At 42.8% G+C, this 7076-nt stretch carries 5 protein-coding genes; 1 reads left to right on the plus strand and 4 read right to left on the minus strand.

The annotated features are described in order from the left end of the window. Window positions 1–152: 152 nt before the first annotated feature. The 4 genes from ACED29_RS11865 to ACED29_RS11880 all read right to left on the minus strand — a co-directional run bounded on the left by ACED29_RS11865 (window position 153) and on the right by ACED29_RS11880 (window position 4765). Window positions 153–1553, minus strand: a complete 1401-nt coding sequence (locus ACED29_RS11865) for an aspartate aminotransferase family protein (protein WP_124017036.1) — start codon at window positions 1551–1553, stop codon at window positions 153–155. A gap of 97 nt (window positions 1554–1650) precedes the next feature. Continuing rightward, window positions 1651–3006: a glutamine synthetase family protein gene (locus ACED29_RS11870; protein ID WP_124017035.1), complete on the minus strand. Its 1356-nt coding sequence runs from the start codon at window positions 3004–3006 to the stop codon at window positions 1651–1653. Between the two features lie 2 nt (window positions 3007–3008). Next, a complete protein-coding gene (locus tag ACED29_RS11875) occupies window positions 3009–3773 on the minus strand; it encodes a gamma-glutamyl-gamma-aminobutyrate hydrolase family protein (protein ID WP_124017034.1) in 765 nt (254 codons plus the stop codon). A gap of 443 nt (window positions 3774–4216) precedes the next feature. Continuing rightward, window positions 4217–4765: a cupin domain-containing protein gene (locus ACED29_RS11880; RefSeq protein ID WP_124017033.1), complete on the minus strand. Its 549-nt coding sequence runs from the start codon at window positions 4763–4765 to the stop codon at window positions 4217–4219. A 231-nt stretch (window positions 4766–4996) separates the two neighbouring features. On the opposite strand from ACED29_RS11880, the gene ACED29_RS11885 reads away from it, so the two are divergent. Beyond that, window positions 4997–6304 (plus strand): FAD-binding oxidoreductase, encoded by a 1308-nt coding sequence (locus ACED29_RS11885; RefSeq protein ID WP_182754267.1) that lies wholly within the window; start codon window positions 4997–4999, stop codon window positions 6302–6304. The last annotated feature ends 772 nt before the right edge of the window (window positions 6305–7076 follow it).

The following is a 7076-nucleotide window of genomic DNA, read 5'->3' on the forward strand; positions in this document are numbered from 1 at the left end:
GCTACAACTTAACTATGCATCGGTATGGTTAACGCAACATCACTTTCGCCTTTCACTGTGAATACTATCAAAAACATTTTCGATTACTAGATCTGCTAAATGCAATTGGTTAAAAAATCACTATATCGCAATAATCATTCAGTAATTATGTATTAGTTGAGCATATTTAGGTGTTGATAAGTGTCATTTAATGCTTGGGTTGCTTTACTCACTAGCTCGTCAATTTCTGCGTGGCTAATGGTTAATGGTGGCGAAATAATCATAGTGTCGCCGACCGAACGCATAACCAAACCATGAGTGATACACGCATCGCGGCAATATGTTCCAACGCCGACCTTGGCGTCAAATCGCTGCCGTAATGCTTTATCTTTCACTAACTCTATGGCGGCAACCAAACCAATGCCGCGAACCTCACCCACTAATGGATGTTCGGCCAGTTGTTGTAAGCGCGACTGTAAATACGGCGAACTATCATTTGCCACACGTTCAACTAATTTTTCTTGCTCAATAATACGAATATTCTCTAATGCAGCGGCAGCGGCAACCGGATGACCGGAATAAGTAAAACCATGGGTAAATTCGCCACATTCTTGCTTAATAACGTCTGCCACTTTGTCTGACACAATCACCCCGCCCATTGGCACATAACCCGAAGTCATGCCTTTGGCGATAGTGATGAGATCTGGCTGCAAATCAAAATACTCTGCCGCAAACCACTTTCCGGTGCGGCCAAAGCCGCTGATCACTTCATCAAGAATAAATAGAATATCGTATTTGGCTAAAATGCGTTTTATTTCGGGCCAATATGTTGAAGGTGGAATAATCACTCCACCCGCGCCCTGAAAAGGTTCAGCAATAAACGCGGCAACATTATCTTCGCCTAGCTCAATGATTTTGGCTTCTAATGCCTGTGCTGTTTGTAACCCAAATGCTTCAGCAGACAAGTCCTTGCCCTCTGCATACCAATAAGGTTGCGCAATATGCACCACACCAGGAATAGGTAAATCACCTTGTTCATGCATGCCAGACATACCACCTAAACTGGCCCCGGCAACCGTTGAACCATGGTAAGCATTCACTCGACTGATAATGGTTTTCTTGTTTGGCTTACCTTTTAAATCCCAATAACGTCGCACCATGCGCAAATTAGTGTCATTTGACTCAGAGCCTGACCCGGTAAAAAACACATTATTCATGTGCGCTGGAGCCAGAGAAGCAATTTTTTGAGCTAACTCAATTGCAGGAGGATGAGAGCATTGAAAAAAACTATTATAAAAAGGTAGCTTCTGCATCTGCTGGCTGGCGGCATCAACGATTGACTGGCGACCATAACCCACATTGACACACCATAAACCTGCCATCGCATCGAGCAGTTTATGTCCCATTACATCCCACAAATAGACGCCATCTGCACGTTCAATCACCCGAGTCCCTTTTTCGGCTAACCCCTTTGAGTCGGTGAATGGATGAATAAAATGTTGTTTATCTGCAGTTTGCAGACGCTCAAGCTCATGTTGCTGGCTCATCGCATCTGTCGGTAATGGGTTTGGCATACTGGTATCCTTACAAACAGGTAACAAATTAATGTTTATTTGCTACCTGTTGTTATCCACAAACATTAGTAATCTAAGTTAACGTTCTCAACTATCATTACACGGTTAATAATAAGAACTCACGTTCCCATGAACTTACAACACGTCTAAAGTTTTCAAGCTCTGCTTGCTTTACCGCCACAAAACCTGTGGTAAATGATTGACCGAGATACTCAATACAAGCATCACTGGTTTGCATCGCAACTAACGCTTCTTCTAAGGTCAAAGGTAAGCAGTTGTCATTATTAGTACGGCTTTCGTTTGACTTGCCGGTCACAGGCGTAGAAGGTTTTAAATCATCAACCATACCGATATAACCACATAATAAGCTGGCAGCAATCGCCAGATAACAGTTAGCATCGGCACCTGGAATACGGTTTTCAATACGACGATTTTGTGGTGATGATTCTGGAATACGTAAGCCACAAGTACGGTTTTCAACGCCCCATTCAAGGTTTACGGGTGCAGATGTACCAGGCAAGAAACGGCGGAACGAGTTAGCACTTGGCGCCATTAACGGTAACAATTCTGGAATGTATTGTTGTAAGCCCGCAATGTAGCTAAGGAATAATTTGCTTTGAGTACCATCTTCTTTAGTGAAAATGTTTTTACCGGTTTTAATATCAAGCACGCTTTGGTGAATGTGCATTGCGCTACCAGGTTCATCGGTAACTGGCTTGGCCATAAATGTGGCACACACATCATGCTTTAACGCAGCTTCTTTCAATGTACGCTTAAAAATGAACACTTGATCGGCTAATGACAATGCATTGCCATGGCTGAAGTTAATCTCCATTTGTGCCGGACCGTCTTCATGGATCAAGGTATCAATATCAAGGCCTTGAACTTCACACCAGTCATACATGTCTTCGAACAAAGGATCATATTCGTTAGCGGCGTCGATAGAGAAAGACTGACGTCCAGCTTCTGGGCGACCAGAGCGACCAATAGGTGGCTTAAGCGGTAAATCATGGTCGTCAGAGCGTTTGGTGAGGTAGAATTCCATTTCTGGCGCAATAACCGGTTCCCAGCCTTTATCTTCATAAAGCTTTAGTACTTTCTTCAATACATTACGCGGTGACAGTTCAATCGGGTTGCCCATACGATCATAACAATCGTGAATAACCTGAGCGGTAGCTTCAACAGTCCATGGCAGCATGAAAACAGCGTTTTCGTCTGGCACACAAACAAAATCGATATCGGCATCATCAAGAAGTTGATAGTAAATCTCATCATCGATGAAATCACCAGTCACAGTTTGTAACAACACACTCTCAGGTAAACGCATGCCTTTTTCTGATACAAACTTATCTACTGGGGCTATCTTGCCACGTGCAATCCCAGTCATGTCACTGATAACACATTCAACTTCGGTAATTTTTTTGTCTTTCAAAAAAGCGATTAACTTATCCATTTTTATCTCACTTGTGTTGCCGCATAATGTCTACAGGCTTGTCCGAATGCTTCGAAAATAGCAGTATAGAATGCATTTTCAGTTACTTTCCATTCTGGATGCCATTGAACACCTAATGCAAAATTTTTAGCATTTTTAACAGAAAATGCTTCGACTAATCCGTCTGGAGCGAATGCTTCTGGCTGTAACCCCTCACCAAGACGATCAACGCCTTGAGTATGAACAGAGTTAACCTCTGCGGTGTTACAGCCCCATGCATCGTGAAGAAGCCCGCCAGCGACAAGATTTACTTGATGCGAAATACCATATTGTTCATCTAAAGGGGCTTTCTTATCTTCACGATGTTCAATATACGTGCCAACTTCATGTAGCTTTTGATGCAAACTGCCACCATACACCACATTCATTTCTTGAAAACCACGACAAATACCCAATACCGGAATACCGGCATCAATCGCAGCTTTTATCATGGGTAAGGTTATTGCGTCACGCTTGGGATCATGATGAGTGCCCTCATCACTAGGGAGCCCTAGGTAGTGGTGAGGTTCAACATTTGATGGTGAGCCAGTGAAAAGAATGCCGTCAAGACGAGCAAGAATAGCGTCAATAGGCGCATCGACACCAAGCGATGGGATAACTAAGGGAAAACCTTTTGCGCCATTGACCACACTCAACAAATATTTTTCGCCCACTATGTTAAATGGATGAAGACCTATTTGCTGATTGCACGCTACTACCCCTATGAGGGGAATACCTGACTGAGACATATCTCACCTTTAGCAAAGAATGTGATGAACTTATTGTTTTACGTGTTCATTTTTTCACACACTACACGGATTTTTTTAGCTAGGCAAGAGGATAACGGAGGATAAAAATAACTTTTAATGAAAATAAATTAAAACACTTTAAATACATTGCATTAACTTTAAATCAACCAAGATGTATAAAAAAATCATCTCATCAACATTGATGAGTTATCACGATAAAATGCGCCAAAATGGGGAGATGAATGCACAATAAAAGGGAATTTGTTGCTTAATATTCTTTACACAAAACAATAATCACATGCTAGGAGGAGAGTCTGTAACAGCAAAAAGTAGACTCATTATTTACTTTTGATAGGTGGGAATAGCTAGATTAATGGATGATCTTGCGCTATTCCCTTGAACAAAAACAGTCGATATAGCAGAAAGAAATGAATGATAAACCATCAAAAATCAGCGGGGGTCGTTGCGCTTACAACCTTACAAGCTTGCTCAAATGGGTTACGAAAACGGTGTGGTTGTTCACTGTTAAAATAATAACTGTCACCTTCTTCAAGAGTAAAAACTTCTTCACCCACAGTAAGCTCAAGTTTACCAGAGACAATGATACCGCCTTCTTCACCCTTGTGCTGCAGCATTTCAGCGCCGGTATCAGCATTCACTGGGTATGTTTCACTCATCACTGACATTGCTCGGTTGGGGTAATCTCGGCCAATTAGCTTATAGACTAATTCACCAGTACCAATATCGAGCAACTCATTACTGCGATAAACCACTTTCAGGTCTCCAACAGAACCGTCATCAATTGAGAAGAAATCGACTAATGACATCGGGATCCCAGATAAGACCTTTTTCAGTGAACTCACCGAAGGACTGACACTGTTTTTCTCAATCATTGAAATTGTACTGTTGGTCACCCCTGCACGCTTGGCCAACTCGCGTTGAGATAACCCTTTCAATTTGCGAACAGCTTTTAGGCTTGTACCAATATCCAAATTTATTCCCCTATTAAATCTTGACTGATAGCCTGCGACTAAGTGTTGCAGATTATTAACACTTTACCAAAAATCTGTACTAATTAAGCATGATAACTTACTTAAATCAAAGCAATTGTATTTTACACTAAATAAGTGTTAAATAAAATGCACACTCTAGATGTGTCACCTTGCATCTAACTATTTATTTAAAATCTATTATTATAATACAATCAATAGCTTGGAGAGTATATGCCACGTAATACCCCGATTCATAGCCAACAGTACCCAGATTCCTTTTATGTCGCGACAGCAAAAGAGCTTTATCAGCACCCAAAACTGACCGAAAATATAACGGCAGATGTGTGTATTGTGGGGGGTGGATTCAGCGGGATTAATACCGCTATTGAACTCAGACAACGTGGTTACAGTGTGGTATTACTCGAAGCTAAACGCATTGGTTGGGGCGCATCTGGGCGTAATGGTGGTGAACTGATCCGTGGCATAGGGCATGACGCGACTCAATTCCGCAATGAAATTGGTGGTGAAGGCGTAAAAGCCATTCAGCAAATGGGTTTTGAAGCGGTTGATATCGTCACGCAGCGAATTACCGATCATAAAATCGATTGCGACTTGCATATGGGCTATTGCGATTTAGCCGTAAAATCACGACATATGGATGATTTAGCTGCAGAATACCAAGATCTAAAAGACCAAGGTTATCAAAAATCAATCAAACTGCTGGATCGTTCGCAAATAGGTGAAGTTATCGGTTCAGACTTTTACCAAGGCGCATTAGTTGATATGGGCAGCGGACATTTGCACCCACTAAATCTAGCCTTGGGTGAAGCAAAAGTAGCTCGTGAGCTTGGCGCACAATTATTTGAATACAGCGCCGCAGAAAAAATCATTAAAGGCAATAAACCCAAAGTGATTACCGCTGAAGGCGAAGTGAATTGTAACTATCTCGTGTTGGCTGGCAATGGTTATATCGGCAATAAATTAAGCCCTTTTCTTGGCGGAAAAGTACTCCCCACAGGCACCTACTTATTAGCCACGGAGCCGTTAACCGAACAACAATGTGCCAGTATCATCCCGCAAAATATGGCATTTGCCGATATGCGCGTGGCATTAGATTACTTCCATTTATCGGCAGACCGCCGTTTATTGTTTGGCGGTTTATGCACTTATTCTGGTAAAGACCCAAAAGATATTGAAGCTGAATTAAGACCTAATCTTGAAAAAGTGTTCCCGCAATTAAAAGGCATCAAAATTGATTATGAATGGGGTGGCATGATGGGCATTGGCGCCAACCGCATGCCGCAAATCGGCCGCTTACCCGACGCAGCCAACATCTACTTCGCCCAAGCCTATGCAGGTCATGGTGTAAACGCCACCCATATGGCTGCTAGATTAATAGCTGAAGCAATTAGCCAACAATCACAACGCATTGATGTGTTTAATGACATTAAACACATGACTTTCCCTGGCGGCCCAATGTTGCGCTCGCCATTACTTGCTGCTGGAATGTTGTATCACAGAATGAAGGATTTGCTTTAGGTTCAGCAAAGGGGAACCCTTGTTCTTTTATGGCCTACGGCCACCAACGTCGTGGCGCTTCGCCCACACCAGACTTTTCAAACTTCGTTTGACGTAAGATCGCAAGGTTCCACCCTGCACAGGCCAAATACGGCGTCATTCCGGCAATGCTTTTGAGCCGGAATCCAGGTGTTATTTTTGCTTTGTACTTTATGGCCTACGGCCACTAACGTCGTGGCGCTTCACCCACACCAGACTTTTTCAAACTTCGTTTGAAGTAACATCGCAAGGTTCCACCCTGCACGGGCCAAAAGGGGATCAACAGCAATCCCCTCTTGGATCACCCCTGCCGTTCCGGCAACATTTTCGCTATTTAACCAAACAGCAGCAGCGAAAAAGTTGCGACGGAAATGTATCCAGCTTTTAACTCTATTTGGAATCGGCCTCGGCCTTATTCGAAAATGCTAACGCTTCAGATGGGGCGTCCCTTCCCCTCCAAAGCTAGCTCGCCATCCATGGCTAGCTCACGTCATTTTCTTCAACGACCTCAAGTTCAGAGTAGAATTTATAAATTTCTAAACGAGGCTAACTGATTTTTGGACATTTCCGAGTTAGACCTTTAGCTCGAATTAGTGAGTTTCGAATTAAAATTTCTATGGATAACGCCAACAACAGCGGACGTGTTTTAAATTGATTGAGCGAAGCGAAAGCAGCTTAAAACCGTTCCGCTGATTGTTTTTGTGTACGCCCAGCATGGGCATGAACTAATGAGGTGAAAGTCCTCTGTAGGAAG

The sequence above is a fragment of the Shewanella sp. 5S214 genome, assembly GCF_041439795.1.
Taxonomy (GTDB): Bacteria; Pseudomonadota; Gammaproteobacteria; order Enterobacterales; family Shewanellaceae; genus Shewanella; species Shewanella vesiculosa.